This window comes from Pseudomonas sp. FA-1, assembly GCF_056856075.1.
Map to the genome: position 1 here is coordinate 234241 of NZ_JBWXTH010000001.1, position 14671 is coordinate 248911.

Here is a 14671-nt window from a genome sequence, read left to right on the forward strand (position 1 = left end):
ACGAATGGAGGCTCTCGATGAGCGCTGTAAACACGCCTGCAGGTTTTTCCGACTTCAAGGTCGCCGACATTTCCCTGGCCGACTGGGGCCGCAAGGAAGTCATCATCGCCGAATCGGAAATGCCCGCACTGATGGGCCTGCGCCGCAAGTACCAGGCTGAACAACCGCTCAAGGGCGCGAAGATCCTGGGCTGCATCCACATGACCATCCAGACCGCCGTGCTGATCGAAACCCTGGTCGCCCTGGGTGCCGAAGTACGCTGGTCGTCGTGCAACATCTTCTCCACCCAAGACCAGGCCGCCGCCGCCATCGCGGCCGCCGGCATTCCGGTATTCGCCTGGAAGGGCGAGACCGAGCAGGAGTACGAGTGGTGCATCGAGCAGACCATCCTCAAGGATGGCCAGCCATGGGACGCCAACATGGTGCTGGACGATGGCGGCGACCTGACCGAGATCCTGCACAAGAAATACCCTGCGATGCTGGAGAAGATCCACGGCATCACCGAAGAGACCACCACCGGCGTACACCGCTTGCTGGACATGCTGGCCAAGGGCGAGCTGAAAGTCCCGGCGATCAACGTCAACGACTCGGTCACCAAGAGCAAGAACGACAACAAGTACGGCTGCCGCCACAGCCTCAACGACGCCATCAAGCGCGGCACCGACCACCTGCTGTCGGGCAAGCAGGCGCTGGTGATCGGCTATGGCGACGTGGGCAAGGGCTCGGCCCAGTCCCTGCGCCAGGAAGGCATGATCGTCAAGGTCACCGAAGTTGACCCGATCTGCGCCATGCAGGCCTGCATGGACGGCTTCGAAGTGGTCTCGCCGTTCAAGGACGGTATCAACACCGGCACCGAAGACGGCATCAACCGTGACCTGCTCGGCCGCATCGACCTGATCGTCACCACCACCGGTAACGTCAACGTCTGCGACGCCAACATGCTCAAGGCCCTGAAGAAGCGCGCCGTGGTCTGCAACATCGGCCACTTCGACAACGAAATCGACACCGCCTTCATGCGCAAGAACTGGGCATGGGAAGAGGTCAAGCCGCAGGTCCACAAGATCCACCGCACCGGCGCCGGCACCTTCGACCCGCAGAACGACGACTACCTGATCCTGCTGGCCGAAGGCCGCCTGGTGAACCTGGGCAATGCCACCGGCCACCCAAGCCGCATCATGGACGGCTCGTTCGCCAACCAAGTGCTGGCACAGATCTTCCTGTTCCAGCAGAAGTTCGCCGAGCTGCCAGCCGCGCAGAAGGCCGAGCGCCTGACCGTGGAAGTGCTGCCGAAGAAACTCGACGAAGAAGTGGCCCTGGAAATGGTCCGCGGCTTCGGCGGTGTGGTCACCCAGCTGACCCCGCAGCAGGCCGAATATATCGGCGTCACCGTCGAAGGCCCGTTCAAGCCAGACACCTACCGCTACTAAGCGGCGCTACGAGTGCCAGGCGGCGACAACCGGCCTGGCGCTCGCAGCCTGTAGATCTTGATGGATGCCCAAGCCAGGCCGGCCCCCACCGCCCTGGCTTTTACTTGCAGCTTGCGGCTTGTCGCTTGCAGCTGAGGAATAAGAGATGTCACAAGAACGCCGCTACAGCTTCGAATTCTTCCCCACCAAGACCGATGCCGGCCATGAAAAGCTGATGGCCGTGGCCCGCCAGCTGGCTGGCTACAACCCGGACTTCTTCTCCTGCACCTACGGCGCCGGCGGTTCGACCCGCGACCGCACCCTCAACACGGTGCTGCAGCTGGAAAGCGAGGTGAAGATCCCGGCCGCACCGCACTTGTCCTGCGTCGGCGACAGCAAGGATGAACTGCGCACCCTGATCAACCAGTACAAGGCCGCCGGGATCAAGCGCATCGTCGCCCTGCGTGGTGACCTGCCGTCCGGCATGGGCATGGCCTATGGCGAGCTGCGCTACGCCAGCGACCTGGTCGAATTCATTCGCCAGGAAAGCGGTGATCACTTCCACCTGGAAGTGGCCGCCTACCCGGAAATGCACCCGCAGGCGCGCAACTTCGAAAGCGACCTGGCCAACTTCGTGCACAAGGTCAAGGCCGGTGCCGACAGCGCCATCACCCAGTACTTCTTCAACGCCGACAGCTACTTCTACTTCGTCGAGCGCGCCCGCAAGATGGGTGTGGATATCCCGGTGGTGCCCGGCATCATGCCGATCACCAACTACAGCAAGCTGGCGCGCTTCTCCGACGCCTGCGGCGCCGAGATTCCACGCTGGATCCGCAAGCAGCTGGAAGCCTACGGCGACGACACTGCCAGCATCCAGGCGTTCGGCGAGGAGGTGATCACCCGCATGTGCGAACAACTGCTGCAAGGCGGCGCACCGGGCCTGCATTTCTACACCCTGAACCAGGCCGAGCCCAGCCTGGCGATCTGGAACAACCTCAAGCTACCGCGCTGACACATTTCGGCAATAAGTGCTTAAGGAAGAGTTAAGGCTTTGGCATTAGGCTAAAGCCTTATTTCTTTCTGCAGCCCGATAAGTTACCGAACGATGCAGCCGTCTTCCGCTTCGAATCCACAACTCATCTACCTGGCATTCGGTCGCTCGACCTACCATCAGGAAGCCTGTTTCAGCATCGTCAGCGCCCTCGCACAGTTACACAAGGCGCCCGGCCAGGCACTGGATATCCAGGTCTATACCGACGACCCGGCCCCTTACGCGAAGCTGCCCGTCACGCTGCACCTGCTGGATGAAGCCACCCGGACGGCCTGGAACCAGCCCCATGGCTATCACTTTCGCAGCAAGCACGTGCTGTTGCGCCAGGTCCTGCAGCAATATCCCGTGGCCGCCTTGATCGACACCGATACCTTCTTCCGCGAGTCGCCTTTGCAGCTGTTCCAGCGGATCGCCCCCGGCAGCCTGCTGTGCAATGCCATCGGCGGGCGCTACGACGCCAACCGGCAATGCCAGCTGTACAGCAAGCTGCAGGGCATCCTTCAGGATCGTGGCCTGGCAGATGGGCGGATGGGCCTGCTCAATTCCGGGGTCATCGGCCTGCATGCCATCGATGCCTCGGTTCTCGACCAGTCCATCGCCTTGATGGATGAATTCCACCCCCAGGTGCCCAACGCCTATACCCTCGAGGAGTTCTGCCTGGCCGTGGCCGCGTACCGTACCCTGGCGGTGGCCGCGTGCACCGACGTCATCCATCACTATTGGAGCCGCAAGGCCCTGTTTCGCGCCAAGGTCCAAGCCTGGCTGGGCAAGCATGGCCAGGATCCGCTCAGCGAGGCGGCGCTGGCCGACGTGGCGCTGGTCAACGACCAACTGCCGCGCCCGCCTACCCTGCATCGCCTGCGCTGCAAGGCCCTGAGCCTGACGCTCCCCAGTCACCAGCGCCAGTTTGCCCGTGAACTGCTCTACGGCTGCTACCCCTACGACAACGAGTTCGACCGGGCCTGCGCACCCGCCTGGTGGGACAAGGCACTGGAGAACTTCCAGGGCATGCATGGCCGCAAGGACCCCGAACAACTGGCGCGGCTGTTGCGCCAGCCCGGCCTGCGCCTGTCCCTGGGCAGCAGGCACAAGGAAGTGCAAGCCCACCTGCTCGGACCTTCCGGAGCCTGACCGCAACGGCTACTGGCGTTGGGCGCGCATTGCACGTACCCTGCCGCCATGCCCAATTTCCTGCGCCTGACCTGCATCCTGCTGCTCGCCTGCCTGAGCCCGCTGGCCCAGGCAGAGCGTTTGCGCCTGGTCAGTGACGACTGGGCGCCCTACATCTATTGGCACGATGGTCACCTCAAGGGCATCGACTACGAAGTCACCAACGAAGTACTCAAGCGCCTGGGTATCGATGTCGACTGGCAATTGCTGCCTTGGAGGCGCTGCCTGGCCATGGTCGAGCAAGGCCTGGCCGATGGGGTGCTGGACATCTTCCAGCTCGAGTCACGCGAACCCTTCATGGTCTACCCGGAGGAGCCCCTTTCGCACGTGCAGTTCGTGTTGTTCCAGTCGACCGCCCAGCACCGTGCAATAGAACGTCTGGAAGACCTCGCAGGCCTGACCGTGGGGACCTCGCCCGGCTACACGTACAACCCGGCCTTCAATACGTCACCGCTGTTCCAGCGGGAATCGGCCCCGACCCACGAGGCGAATTTCGGCAAGCTGATGCTCGGGCGCATCGACCTGCTGGTGACCGACCGCCGCGCAGGCCGCTACTTGCGCAGGCACCTGGGCCTGGAGCAACAGGTCGAGGAGCTGCCCCTGGTGATCAGCCGCCATGCCCAATATTTGGGCCTTGCCCGCAAGCCAGGGCGCGAACGCCTGGCCACGGTCTTCGCCGACGAGCTGCGCCGCTTCAAGCAGGAGCCGGCCTATGCGGCGATCAGTGCTCGCTATGAAAGCGACCAGGGAAATATTCCTGACGCCGTTGAGCAGCACGAACGCAGCACGGCGCGCTAGCTCTGTTATACTCGGGCCTTCCCGCCCGGCTCACGCCCGGACGCTCGGCCTCGCAACAGGCATCTCGACCGTCGCCCACGCACCCCCAGTGCTTCCCCGACGCTTCCAGGATGCGCAGTGAACGCCCAGCTGGACCGGACGCGATCGCATCCCGCCGATGCCCGTCGCGCCAGGCAGATCATCCCATCGGGCCCAGCCCCCACGAGAACAGGATTGCCCATGTCCTTTGCTTCCCTCGGTCTCTCCGAGGCTCTTGTCCGCGCTATCGAGGCAGCGGGCTATACCCAGCCCACCCCAGTGCAACAGCGGGCGATTCCCGCCGTGTTGCAAGGTCGCGACCTGATGGTCGCTGCCCAGACCGGTACTGGTAAAACCGGCGGCTTCGCCCTGCCGATTCTCGAGCGCCTGTTCCCGGGCGGCCACCCAGACAAGTCCCAGCGCCACGGCCCACGCCAACCCCGCGTACTGGTGCTCACGCCCACCCGCGAGCTGGCCGCTCAGGTTCATGACAGCTTCAAGGTCTATGCCCGCGACTTGCACCTGGTCAGCGCCTGTATCTTCGGTGGCGTCGGCATGAACCCGCAGGTCCAGGCCATGGCCAAGGGTGTGGACGTGCTGGTGGCCTGCCCCGGCCGTCTGCTCGACCTGGCCGGCCAAGGCAGCGTGGACCTCTCCCATGTCGAGATCCTGGTCCTCGACGAAGCCGACCGCATGCTAGACATGGGCTTCATCCACGACGTCAAGAAGGTCCTTGCGCGCCTGCCGGCCAAGCGCCAGAACTTGCTGTTCTCGGCGACCTTCTCCAAGGACATCACCGACCTCGCCGACAAGCTGCTGCACAACCCCGAGCGCATCGAGGTCACGCCGCCGAACACTACGGTCGAGCGGATCGAGCAGCGCGTCTACCGCTTGCCGGCCAGCCATAAACGCGCCCTGCTGGCGCACCTGATCACCCTGGGTGCCTGGGAACAGGTGCTGGTGTTCACCCGCACCAAGCACGGCGCCAACCGCCTGGCCGAGTACCTGGAAAAGCACGGCCTGAGCGCCGCCGCGATCCATGGCAACAAGAGCCAGAATGCCCGGACCAAGGCCTTGGCCGATTTCAAGGCCAATACCGTACGTGTGCTGGTGGCCACCGATATCGCCGCACGTGGCCTGGATATCGATCAACTGCCTCATGTGGTCAACTTCGAGTTGCCGAACGTGGAGGAAGACTACGTCCACCGTATCGGCCGTACCGGTCGTGCCGGCCGCTCGGGCGAGGCGATCTCGATGGTCGCGCCGGATGAAGAGAAACTGCTCAAGAGCATCGAGCGGGTCACCAAACAGAAGATTCCGGACGGCGACCTGATGGGCTTCGACCCAAGCCAGGTAGAGGCCGAGAAGCCTGAAGTACGCGAACGCCCGCAGAACAATGGCCGTGGCGGGCGCAACCAGCCGCGCGCCGAAGGCGGCAAGGACGGCAGCGGCGGGCGCAAGGACAAAGGCAAGGACAAAGGCAAGGCCAAGCAGCAGGCTGCCGAGAAGCCTGCCGACAAGGAAAAGGCCGGCGACAAGGCACAGCAGCAGCGCAAACCGCGCAACAAGAAGCCGCGCCAGCAGCAGGCCTCCCAGGGCCAGGCCGGCATCCCGCCGGTTCCGGCCGATCGTGACCCGGAAGAGTTCCTGGACGATGAGATCGACAATTTCGGCAACCGCGCCGACTATGTCAGCCCGTACCAGAACACCAAGAACCAAGGCCGCAACCGCCGCCCAGGCGGCAATGGCGGCCAGGGGCAGGCCCAGGGCCAAGGCCAGCGCAATGGCGGCGGCCAGGGGCGTGGCAATGGCGGTCAACGCCAGGGGCAGGGTTCCGGCGAGAAACGCGCCCGCAACAGCAACAACGGCGGTGCGCGCCGTGACAACAATGGCGGCGGTCGCAACCGCTCCGGCGGTCGTGACGACCTTTCCCGCCAGGAACCGGCAGTGCGCAACCCGCGCGAAACCCACCAGCCAGTGATCATCCGCAAGGAGTCCAAGCTCGACCGTTATCCGACGCCCGAGCAGCTGGATGACCTGCCCAGCCGCCCACGCGGTGAGCGCCCCGCGCTGTTGACTCGCAAGGGCTGACAACCGGGTATGTTGCGCCTTTCGCTGCCAGCTCAGCGAAAGGCGCAATACCGGCAGTTGCCGAATCAAGCCACGCGAAAGTTTAGTAACCGACGCGCCTCAGTATTCTTACCGCCTCCAGTAGTACGAATCCAATAACGCCACGGATTTTGGTGGTCTGCACGTATGTTGCGCAAAACTGTTAGTTCAGCCAGTTTTTAAAACTATTGCCCATCTGAACACTGAAGAGCCATAACGTAATAAGTGGCTCAACATGAATACTTTTACACCGACTCCAAAATCCAATAAAACCGAGTCCTCGGCCGGCACAACTACCGCAACACCGGTCATTACCAGCCTTTCGCTAAGGCGGGGTGCAAAGAATGATGTCCGAGGAAGCACATCCGTAACCCAAGGTGTGATCGAAGCCTTCTCCAATGGTACTTGGAAAGGGATTGCCGACGTAAAAGCCGATGGACGCTTTCATAATCCCGACTTGCCAGATAGCTACCTGCTGACCGCTGATACCGTACACGTGCGCGTCAACAGTTCGGGGCTCTCCCATCCCGTCACAGCGACGGATAGCTTTGTCCATCCGCGGTCCATCTACATAGGCCCAACGGCGGCCAAAGCCAACGACCAAGCGTTTTACCAATGGAGTCTACAGTGGGCCGACTATCAACCCACCGGCTATAAATTGCCTGCCGGCAAAAGCGCCTCCCTCTGGCTTGAAGGGGACGATGAAGATGTGACAGTCCTGATAGGCGTACAAGGGCTGGCTGAGCAATCGAACCGCGCGATACAAACCCCAAACATGCGCGAGGTTCGCTTACAACGCGGTGACAACCGGCTGCGGCCCGATCTCGTCGGCGGCGTGATCCATATTCGCAATACGGGTAAGTCCGGCTGCCGCGTTATTCTCGACGGCGCCTTCCAGCCCATTCCTTACTACATCCTTGGGCAGACTCCGCCGAACGACTGGCATCGCATGCTCGATAAAAGCGATCACCAAACAGAAGTCCAGCTCGTCGGCGACCGAGTGGTCATATCCGCCTACGCCGATACCTACCGGTTATTCGCGCACCCCGATGTTGGAGAGATTGTCAGGTCCCATGAAGAAGTCTTGAAAATCGAAGCGATTGCCGCCGGTCTGGACGGGTCTTCACCGAGGCATACGCGAAGCAATTTATGGATTCATGCCGTAGAAAGCGTATCCAGTAGTTCGCCCTATGCCACCACGGGCTACATTGGCCTGCCCCACAGTCGTAGCCAAGGCAGCTCGTACATGAATGCATTGTTGGGCGGGCGTGCACATGAGCTGTGGGTCACCCTGCATGAGTACGGCCATCATTTTCAAAACCGGACGAACACATTGGCGCCGTTGTTCGACGAAAACTCAGTGAACATCTATGCCCTCGCGGTCGGGCGTATCCATTCGAACGATTACAGCGAAGAATTTCCCAAACGTTGGCCGGGGCTGAAGGCATGGCTGGCCAAGCCACGCGATCAAAAACATTATCCGGAGTCTCCAGATACGCACGCTATCTTCGAACAGCTCAGAAAAGGATTCGGCAACCATTACCTGCCCGCCTGGGACCGCTTTGCCAGGGAGAACCCTATCAACGGTAATGACCTTGTCAACTTCACCGCCTCGCTATGCAAGGTGGCCAACTGCAACCTGGCGGATTTCTTTGCCGACTGGGGTGTCATCAAGGAGGGTGATGCCACCTGGCGCGCGTTACATGCCCTGCGACTGCCAGCAGCACCTGCGGGGCTGATTCATCAAGTTCCGTACACATAAGCATAGGGGCCGCTACGCGGCCCTCTCGCGGCACAAGGCCGCGAAAGGGCTGCGCAGCAGCCCCCCGCTTTCAAACCGTTCGAATTACTTCTGCTTCACACCTTCGACACTGATATCCAGGTCCAGGGTCTGGGAGGTCGCGCCTGGGCCCTTGATGCCGAAGTCGTTCAGGTTCAGCGTGGTGGTGGCATTGAAGCCAGCGCGCTCGCCGCCCCATGGGTCCTTGCCTTCACCGTTGAAGGTAGCCTTGAAGGTGACTGGCTTGGTCACACCGTGCATGGTCAGGTCGCCGGTCACATCGGCAGTCTTGTCGCCGGTCTTCTTCACGCTGGTGGAGACGAACTTGGCTTCTGGATACTTCTTCACATCCAGGAAGTCCGCACTGGCGATGTGCTTGTCACGCTCGGCGTGGTTCGACCACAGGCTCGCAGTCTTCAGTTCGACGTTGATCTTGCTGTCTTCCGGCTTGGCGCTGTCCCAGGTGAAGTTACCGTCGAAGTCCTTGAAGGTGCCATGGATGAAGCTATAGCCCAGGTGGCTGATCTTCCAGTCGACGAACGCGTGCTGGCCTTCCTTGTCGATCTTGTACTCGGCGGCCATGGCCTGGCCAGCGGAGAGCAGTGCGGTACCGAGCGCCAGAGCGGCAAAAGTCTTTTTGAACATCCTTACTTCCTTCCTATGCAATTGAGGTAGAGAGTCAAGCTTTGCGGCCCAGCATGCGGGCCAGGGTCGCGTCACGGTCGATGAAGTGGTGTTTCAGTGCTGCCAAGGCATGCAGGATGGCGAAAATCACCAGCCCCCAGGCCAGGTAGAGGTGGATGACCCCAGCAACATCAGCCTGGTCGGGCAGATCGCTGACAAGCGCCGGAACCTCGAACAAGCCGAATACCGGGATGCCCACGCCGTCGGCGGTGGAGATCAGGTAACCTGCGATCATCACGCCGAACAGGCCAAGGTAGAGCAACGCATGCCCCAGCTTGGCGGCCAGGCGGGTGAATGCCCCGTGGCTGGCCGGCGCCGGCGGTGGCGGGCTGACGAAGCGCCAGATCACACGCAACAACATCACCCCCAGCAGCACCAGGCCGATGCTTTTATGCAGGTCGGGCGCGGACTTGCGCCACGGGCTGTAGTAGTCGAGGCCGACCATCCACAGGCCCAGGCCGAACAGCCCGAAGACTGCCAGGGCCACGCCCCAATGCATCACGATGCTGACCAGGCCATAACGAGAGGATGAATTGCGCAGTTGCATGTTGGTGTGTTTCCCCGTGAAAGCTGGTGCACAGACTAGCGCATAACGTATCGAAAAAAAGCGGAAAAACTTGCTTCGGATGATCGAAAAATTAGATATGTATTGTGAAACCTTCCCATTAAGGAAACATTAACGATAGTCGCTCACAGCGCTACTGCCAGTGCGGGCCCCATCGCGGTCCGACTTGCCTCACGATTGGGGCCCGCACTGGCTACGACAAGATTCAGCCAGCCTTGGCCTTGGGCTCTGCCGCCGCCTCAGGCTCGGCCTTGGCAGGCACATCGACCTTATCGGCGCCACCGAACATTCGCGAGAAGAAGCCAGGCTTGCCTTCCTTGGCCTGCGCCGGCTTCACTGGCTCAGCATTCGCCTTGTCGGCCTTGCCCGATGCACCACCGAACAGGTTGGAGAGGAACCCGCCCTTTTCCTTCGCGTTCGCTGCACTCGGAGCAGCGGCGACAGGTACAACCTTGGCCGGCTCGAACGACTTGCCGTCCGCCAGGTCCTGCACCTGGCTCGCGGCACGCTGGCCACTGCGCAGCGCACCCTCCAGCGTGCCGGGGTAGAGCGCATCGGTGTGCTCACCGGCAAAGGCGATGCGTTGCACCGGGCGCTCCCACAAACGCCAGTACTTGCTGATCTGGCCAGGACCGTAAGCCAGGTAGGCACCGCCCATTCCGGCGTCGGTGCTGTAGCGACGCACCTCGTATCCGGTGAAGGCGCCACGAGCCTGTGGGTAGAAGGCATGCATGCGGATCAGCACCTGGTCGACCATCTGCTTGTCACCGAAGGCCTGCAGCAGACGGGCGTTGTCGCCCGAAAGGTTGATCACCACATTGGCCCCTCCCTTGAGCGCAGGCTCGATCCACAGCATGCCAAGCCCTGCATTACTGAAGATTTCGCCCGACATGCGCGCACGGCTTTCCCACACTGGCTTCTTGAACTTGAGCATCAGCTGGTCGCGCCAACCGTAGTTGGTTCCCTTGAGGGCAGCCAGGTGCTTGCCGTCCAGGCCCGGGGTCATCTGGATCTTCGCCAGCGCCCGCAGCGGCACGGCCATCACCAGGTAATCGGCCTGGTAGCCGACGCTACCGACCTTGACCGTCACGCCGGTCTTGTCCTGGATGATCGCGGTCACCGGCGAACGGGTCTTGATGGTCTTGAGCTGCTTGACGAAGGCCTGGGCCAGCACCGGGCTGCCTCCTGGCAGGCGCGCGGCGCGCAGGTCGCGGTCGCTGACCCCACGATAGACGCGTGTCTGCTGGGCGAAGTAGAGCAACGACAGACGCGACGGTTCGTCGTAACGGGTCCGGATCTGCTGGTTGACCAGTTGCCGGGCGGTGGCCGGCAACTGCAGCTTGTCCAGCCAGGTGGAGACGTTCATCTGGTCGAGGGCGAACAAGGTGCTGGTGGCCGCCGGGTTCAACGGGTCGTCGATCGACCGGGCCAGGTCGTCGAGGGTCTTCTCGTAGCGTTTGAGCGCATCTGCGGTGGCCGGCTGCTTGGCCGCCAGGTCGCTGGCGCTGTAGTACTCGCCGTCGATCAGGTAGCCGGGGGTACGTACGAACTCCGGCGCAGGCAGCGTTTCAAGCTTGAAGCGGTCCAGGTACTGGTTGAGCACCGGCTGGCTCTTGCCGTTGCCGATCCATTCGCTGGTGGCCAGGCCCGAGCGCCCGCCCATGCCGGTCTTCGCTTCCAGCACCGTCACCTGCCAGCCCTTGTTCTGCAGCTCATAGGCCGCAGTCAGGCCCGCCAGCCCGCCACCCACGACGATCGCCGTGGGGCTCTTGTCCTTGGCCAGCGCGCCGGCGCTGGACACACCAATCAATACCAACGCACACAGGCGCACCCAAGCAGCAGCCATTTTGGCGAACTCCGGAAATAGAGGTGACAAAAAGAGGGGAAGAACGCCCCAGGATGTGATGCGTTAAGAATACGTCAGGCATCCAGACCCTGCCAGCGTAGTGACATCAAGTGCCCGTCGGCACAGGAAATTTAGTTTTCGACACCGCCGCACGCAGCGCGTCGGTTGTCCTGCGCGGCCCCATTGCTTAGGCTTGTCGGCCAAAGCACGCCCCGCCAGGAGATCTGCCCATGGGCCTCAACCAACAGTGGATGCAACGCGACCTGAAAGTCCTGTGGCACCCCTGCACCCAGATGAAAGACCACGAGCAACTGCCGCTGATCCCGATCCGCCGTGGTGAAGGCGTGTGGCTGGAAGACTTCGAAGGCAAGCGCTACCTGGATGCCGTCAGTTCCTGGTGGGTCAACGTGTTCGGCCATGCCAACCCGCGCATCAACCAGCGCATCAAGGACCAGGTCGACCAGCTCGAGCACGTGATCCTGGCCGGCTTCAGCCACCAGCCGGTCATCGAGCTGTCCGAGCGCCTCGTCGCCATGACGCCGGCTGGCCTGGACCGGGTGTTCTACGCCGACAACGGCTCATCCTGCATCGAAGTGGCGCTGAAGATGAGCTACCACTACTGGCAGAACAAGGGACAGGTGGACAAGAAGCGCTTCGTCACCCTGACCAACAGCTATCACGGCGAGACCATCGCCGCCATGTCGGTGGGCGACGTGCCGCTGTTCACCGAAACCTACAAGGCACTGCTGCTCGACACCATCAAGGTGCCGAGCCCGGACTGCTACCTGCGCCCCGACGGCATGGGCTGGGAAGAGCATTCGCGCAACATGTTCGCGCTGATGGAGCAGACCCTGGCCGAGCACCACGCCAGCATCGCCGCGGTGATCGTCGAGCCGCTGATCCAGGGTGCCGGCGGCATGCGCATGTACCACCCGGTGTACCTCAAGCTGCTGCGCCAGGCGTGCGACCGCTACGGCGTGCACCTGATCCACGACGAGATCGCCGTGGGCTTCGGCCGTACCGGCACGATGTTCGCCTGCGAACAGGCTGGTATCCGCCCGGATTTCCTGTGCCTGTCCAAGGCCCTGACCGGCGGCTACCTGCCGCTGGCCGCCTGCCTGACCACCGACGATGTGTACCAGGCCTTCTACGACGACTACCCGACCCTGCGCGCCTTCCTTCATTCGCACAGCTATACCGGCAACCCGCTGGCCTGTGCCGCGGCGCTGGCGACCCTGGATATCTTCGAGCAAGACAATGTGATCGAGGCCAACAAGACCCTGTCGGCGCGCATGGCCAGCGCCACCGCGCACCTGGCCGAGCATGCCCATGTCGCCGAGATCCGCCAGACCGGCATGGCCCTGGCCATCGAAATGGTCCAGGACAAGGCCGGCAAGGTCGCCTACCCCTGGCAGGAGCGCCGCGGCCTTAAGGTCTTCGAGCACGCCCTGACCCGCGGCGCGCTGCTTCGGCCGTTGGGCAGCGTGGTGTACTTCCTGCCGCCGTACGTGATCACCCCGGAGCAGATCGATTTTCTGGCCGAGGTGGCCAGCGAAGGCATCGACATCGCCACCCGCGACAGTGTCAGCGTGGCGGTGCCGACGAACTTCCACCCCGATTTCCGCGATCCGGGCTAGCCTGCAACCCCATCCACCTCCCCCTGTAGGAGCGGCCTTGTGCCGCGAAAGGGCTGCGTGGCAGCCCCGGCGATTGGGGCGTTGGCGTTGAGCGCCAGGGGCCACTTTGCGGCCCTTTCGCGGCACAAGGCCGCTCCTACACAGTGTGCGTAACCCTTTTTGACGAGTACTCCATGAGACTGTCCCGCTTTTTCATCGACGCCCCCTTGAGCCTCGGCGAACACGAGTTGCCCGAAGCCCAGGCCCATTACATCGGCCGCGTGCTGCGCATGGCCCCTGGCGACGCCGTGCAACTGTTCGACGGCAGTGGCCAGGAATTCCGTGGCCAATTGCTGGAGGTCGGCAAGAAGGCCGTGCGCGTAGCGCTCGACGAGGCCCTGCCCGGCCAAGCCGAATCGCCGCTGCAGGTGCACCTTGGCCAAGGCCTGTCCCGGGGCGAACGAATGGACTGGGCGATCCAGAAGGCCACCGAGCTGGGCGTCAGCGCCATCACGCCGATCGTCAGCGAACGCTGCGAAGTACGCCTGAAGGATGAGCGCGCCGACAAGCGCCTGGCCCACTGGCGCCAGGTAGCGATCAGCGCCTGCGAGCAATGCGGTCGCTCGACCGTGCCGGTGATCCACCCGCCGGTGACGCTTGCCGACTGGCTCAAGCAAACCGACGCCGACCTCAAGCTGGTGCTGCACCCGGTCGCAGAGCCCTTGACCCGCCACGAACGCCCGGCGCGCCTGGCCTTCCTGATCGGCCCGGAAGGCGGCCTGAGCGATACCGAGGTGGAGCAGGCCAAGGCGGCCGGCTTCCAGTCGGCACGCCTCGGCCCGCGCGTGCTGCGCACCGAGACCGCACCGGTGGTCGCGCTGGCGGTGGCGCAGCAGCTGTGGGGGGATATCTAGTGTGGTGTTTCACAAATAACGACCATAACTCGCGAGCGATTTTTGGTCGTATTTGCAAAACACCACACTAGCGCACGTAGAAGAACACCGCGACGAAGTGCATCAGGCTGCCGGCGATGACGAACAGGTGCCAGATGCCATGCCAATGGCGGAAGCGGCTGTCGAAGGCGAAGAACAGGATGCCGATGGTGTAGAACGCCCCGCCCGCCGCCAGCCAGGCGAACCCGGCGCCGCCGAGGGTGTGCAGCAGGGGCTTGACCGCCACCAGGACGATCCAGCCCATCACCGCATAGATGACGATCGACAGGATCCGCGCCTCCGAGCGCGGCTTGATCTCCTGGAGCATGCCGATCACCGCCAGCCCCCAGACCACGCCGAAAAGGCTCCAGCCCCAGGGGCCACGCAGGCTGACCAGGCAGAACGGGGTATAGCTGCCGGCGATCAGCAGGTAGATCGACAAGTGATCGAGCTTGCGCATGATCACCTTCGCCCGGCCACGGGTGCTGTGGTACAGGGTGGAGATGCTGTAGAGCAGCAGCAGGGTGCTGCCATAGATGGAGAAGCTGACGATCTTCCAGGGGTCGCCCTGCAGCCCGGCCACGACGATCAGCCAGATGGCGCCGATACAGGCCAGCACGGCACCGACCAGGTGCGTCCAGGCATTGAAACGTTCACCGTAGTACATGCAGACACAGACCTCCTGAAACGGGCCAG

11 protein-coding genes and 1 pseudogene are annotated in these 14671 nt (G+C 62.8%); 8 read left to right on the plus strand and 4 right to left on the minus strand.

Going from position 1 to position 14671, the window contains the following annotated elements; translation table 11 throughout:
- Window positions 1-17: 17 nt before the first annotated feature.
- The 6 genes from ahcY (at window position 18) to AC1MHZ_RS01095 (ending at window position 8314) form a co-directional block, all read left to right on the plus strand.
- A complete protein-coding gene (ahcY, locus tag AC1MHZ_RS01070) occupies window positions 18-1427 on the plus strand; it encodes an adenosylhomocysteinase (RefSeq protein ID WP_084854040.1) in 1410 nt (469 codons plus the stop codon).
- Between the two features lie 145 nt (window positions 1428-1572).
- Window positions 1573-2418 carry a methylenetetrahydrofolate reductase [NAD(P)H] gene (gene metF, locus AC1MHZ_RS01075; protein WP_196145954.1) on the plus strand — a complete coding sequence of 282 codons (846 nt, stop codon included), beginning with the start codon at window positions 1573-1575 and terminating at the stop codon, window positions 2416-2418.
- Window positions 2419-2511: 93 nt separating this feature from the next.
- Entirely contained in the window at window positions 2512-3588 is a 1077-nt protein-coding gene (locus AC1MHZ_RS01080) for a hypothetical protein (RefSeq protein WP_084854037.1), read from the plus strand.
- Between the two features lie 48 nt (window positions 3589-3636).
- Complete coding sequence (locus AC1MHZ_RS01085; RefSeq protein ID WP_084854035.1) at window positions 3637-4425, plus strand: substrate-binding periplasmic protein; 789 nt, start codon at window positions 3637-3639, stop codon at window positions 4423-4425.
- A 219-nt stretch (window positions 4426-4644) separates the two neighbouring features.
- The gene (gene rhlE2, locus AC1MHZ_RS01090; protein WP_172402931.1) at window positions 4645-6534 is read left to right on the plus strand and encodes an RNA helicase RhlE2; all 1890 of its coding nucleotides are present in this window, start codon (window positions 4645-4647) and stop codon (window positions 6532-6534) included.
- Window positions 6535-6787: 253 nt separating this feature from the next.
- Window positions 6788-8314, plus strand: coding sequence for a M60 family metallopeptidase (locus AC1MHZ_RS01095; RefSeq protein WP_084854033.1), 1527 nt, complete (start codon window positions 6788-6790; stop codon window positions 8312-8314).
- An 84-nt stretch (window positions 8315-8398) separates the two neighbouring features.
- On the opposite strand, the gene AC1MHZ_RS01100 is transcribed toward AC1MHZ_RS01095, so the two are convergent.
- The 3 genes and pseudogenes from AC1MHZ_RS01100 to AC1MHZ_RS01110 all read right to left on the minus strand — a co-directional run.
- The gene (locus AC1MHZ_RS01100) at window positions 8399-8977 is read right to left on the minus strand and encodes a YceI family protein (protein ID WP_224457159.1); all 579 of its coding nucleotides are present in this window, start codon (window positions 8975-8977) and stop codon (window positions 8399-8401) included.
- Window positions 8978-9011: 34 nt separating this feature from the next.
- Complete coding sequence (locus AC1MHZ_RS01105) at window positions 9012-9563, minus strand: cytochrome b (RefSeq protein ID WP_084854029.1); 552 nt, start codon at window positions 9561-9563, stop codon at window positions 9012-9014.
- Between the two features lie 229 nt (window positions 9564-9792).
- Window positions 9793-11427: pseudogene (locus AC1MHZ_RS01110) on the minus strand (flavin monoamine oxidase family protein); the annotation flags it as partial.
- Window positions 11428-11657: 230 nt separating this feature from the next.
- Between AC1MHZ_RS01110 and AC1MHZ_RS01115 the strand changes: the two are divergent.
- Both AC1MHZ_RS01115 and AC1MHZ_RS01120 read left to right on the plus strand, forming a co-directional pair.
- Window positions 11658-13064 carry an adenosylmethionine--8-amino-7-oxononanoate transaminase gene (locus AC1MHZ_RS01115; RefSeq protein ID WP_482965937.1) on the plus strand — a complete coding sequence of 469 codons (1407 nt, stop codon included), beginning with the start codon at window positions 11658-11660 and terminating at the stop codon, window positions 13062-13064.
- Window positions 13065-13237: 173 nt separating this feature from the next.
- Complete coding sequence (locus AC1MHZ_RS01120) at window positions 13238-13957, plus strand: 16S rRNA (uracil(1498)-N(3))-methyltransferase (RefSeq protein ID WP_084854026.1); 720 nt, start codon at window positions 13238-13240, stop codon at window positions 13955-13957.
- Between the two features lie 67 nt (window positions 13958-14024).
- Here the strand turns inward: AC1MHZ_RS01120 and trhA are convergent, their stop codons facing one another.
- Entirely contained in the window at window positions 14025-14642 is a 618-nt protein-coding gene (gene trhA, locus AC1MHZ_RS01125; protein ID WP_084854024.1) for a PAQR family membrane homeostasis protein TrhA, read from the minus strand.
- Window positions 14643-14671: the final 29 nt, after the last annotated feature.

Excerpts from the sequence above, each read along its gene's own strand:
- ahcY (WP_084854040.1), top strand. The coding sequence starts at position 18 with ATGAGCGCTGTAAACACGCCTGCAGGTTTTTCCGACTTCAAGGTCGCC.
- metF (WP_196145954.1), top strand. The coding sequence starts at position 1,573 with ATGTCACAAGAACGCCGCTACAGCTTCGAATTCTTCCCCACCAAGACC.
- AC1MHZ_RS01080 (WP_084854037.1), top strand. The coding sequence starts at position 2,512 with ATGCAGCCGTCTTCCGCTTCGAATCCACAACTCATCTACCTGGCATTC.
- AC1MHZ_RS01085 (WP_084854035.1), top strand. The coding sequence starts at position 3,637 with ATGCCCAATTTCCTGCGCCTGACCTGCATCCTGCTGCTCGCCTGCCTG.
- rhlE2 (WP_172402931.1), top strand. The coding sequence starts at position 4,645 with ATGTCCTTTGCTTCCCTCGGTCTCTCCGAGGCTCTTGTCCGCGCTATC.
- AC1MHZ_RS01095 (WP_084854033.1), top strand. The coding sequence starts at position 6,788 with ATGAATACTTTTACACCGACTCCAAAATCCAATAAAACCGAGTCCTCG.
- AC1MHZ_RS01100 (WP_224457159.1), bottom strand. The coding sequence starts at position 8,977 with ATGTTCAAAAAGACTTTTGCCGCTCTGGCGCTCGGTACCGCACTGCTC.
- AC1MHZ_RS01105 (WP_084854029.1), bottom strand. The coding sequence starts at position 9,563 with ATGCAACTGCGCAATTCATCCTCTCGTTATGGCCTGGTCAGCATCGTG.
- AC1MHZ_RS01115 (WP_482965937.1), top strand. The coding sequence starts at position 11,658 with ATGGGCCTCAACCAACAGTGGATGCAACGCGACCTGAAAGTCCTGTGG.
- AC1MHZ_RS01120 (WP_084854026.1), top strand. The coding sequence starts at position 13,238 with ATGAGACTGTCCCGCTTTTTCATCGACGCCCCCTTGAGCCTCGGCGAA.
- trhA (WP_084854024.1), bottom strand. The coding sequence starts at position 14,642 with ATGTACTACGGTGAACGTTTCAATGCCTGGACGCACCTGGTCGGTGCC.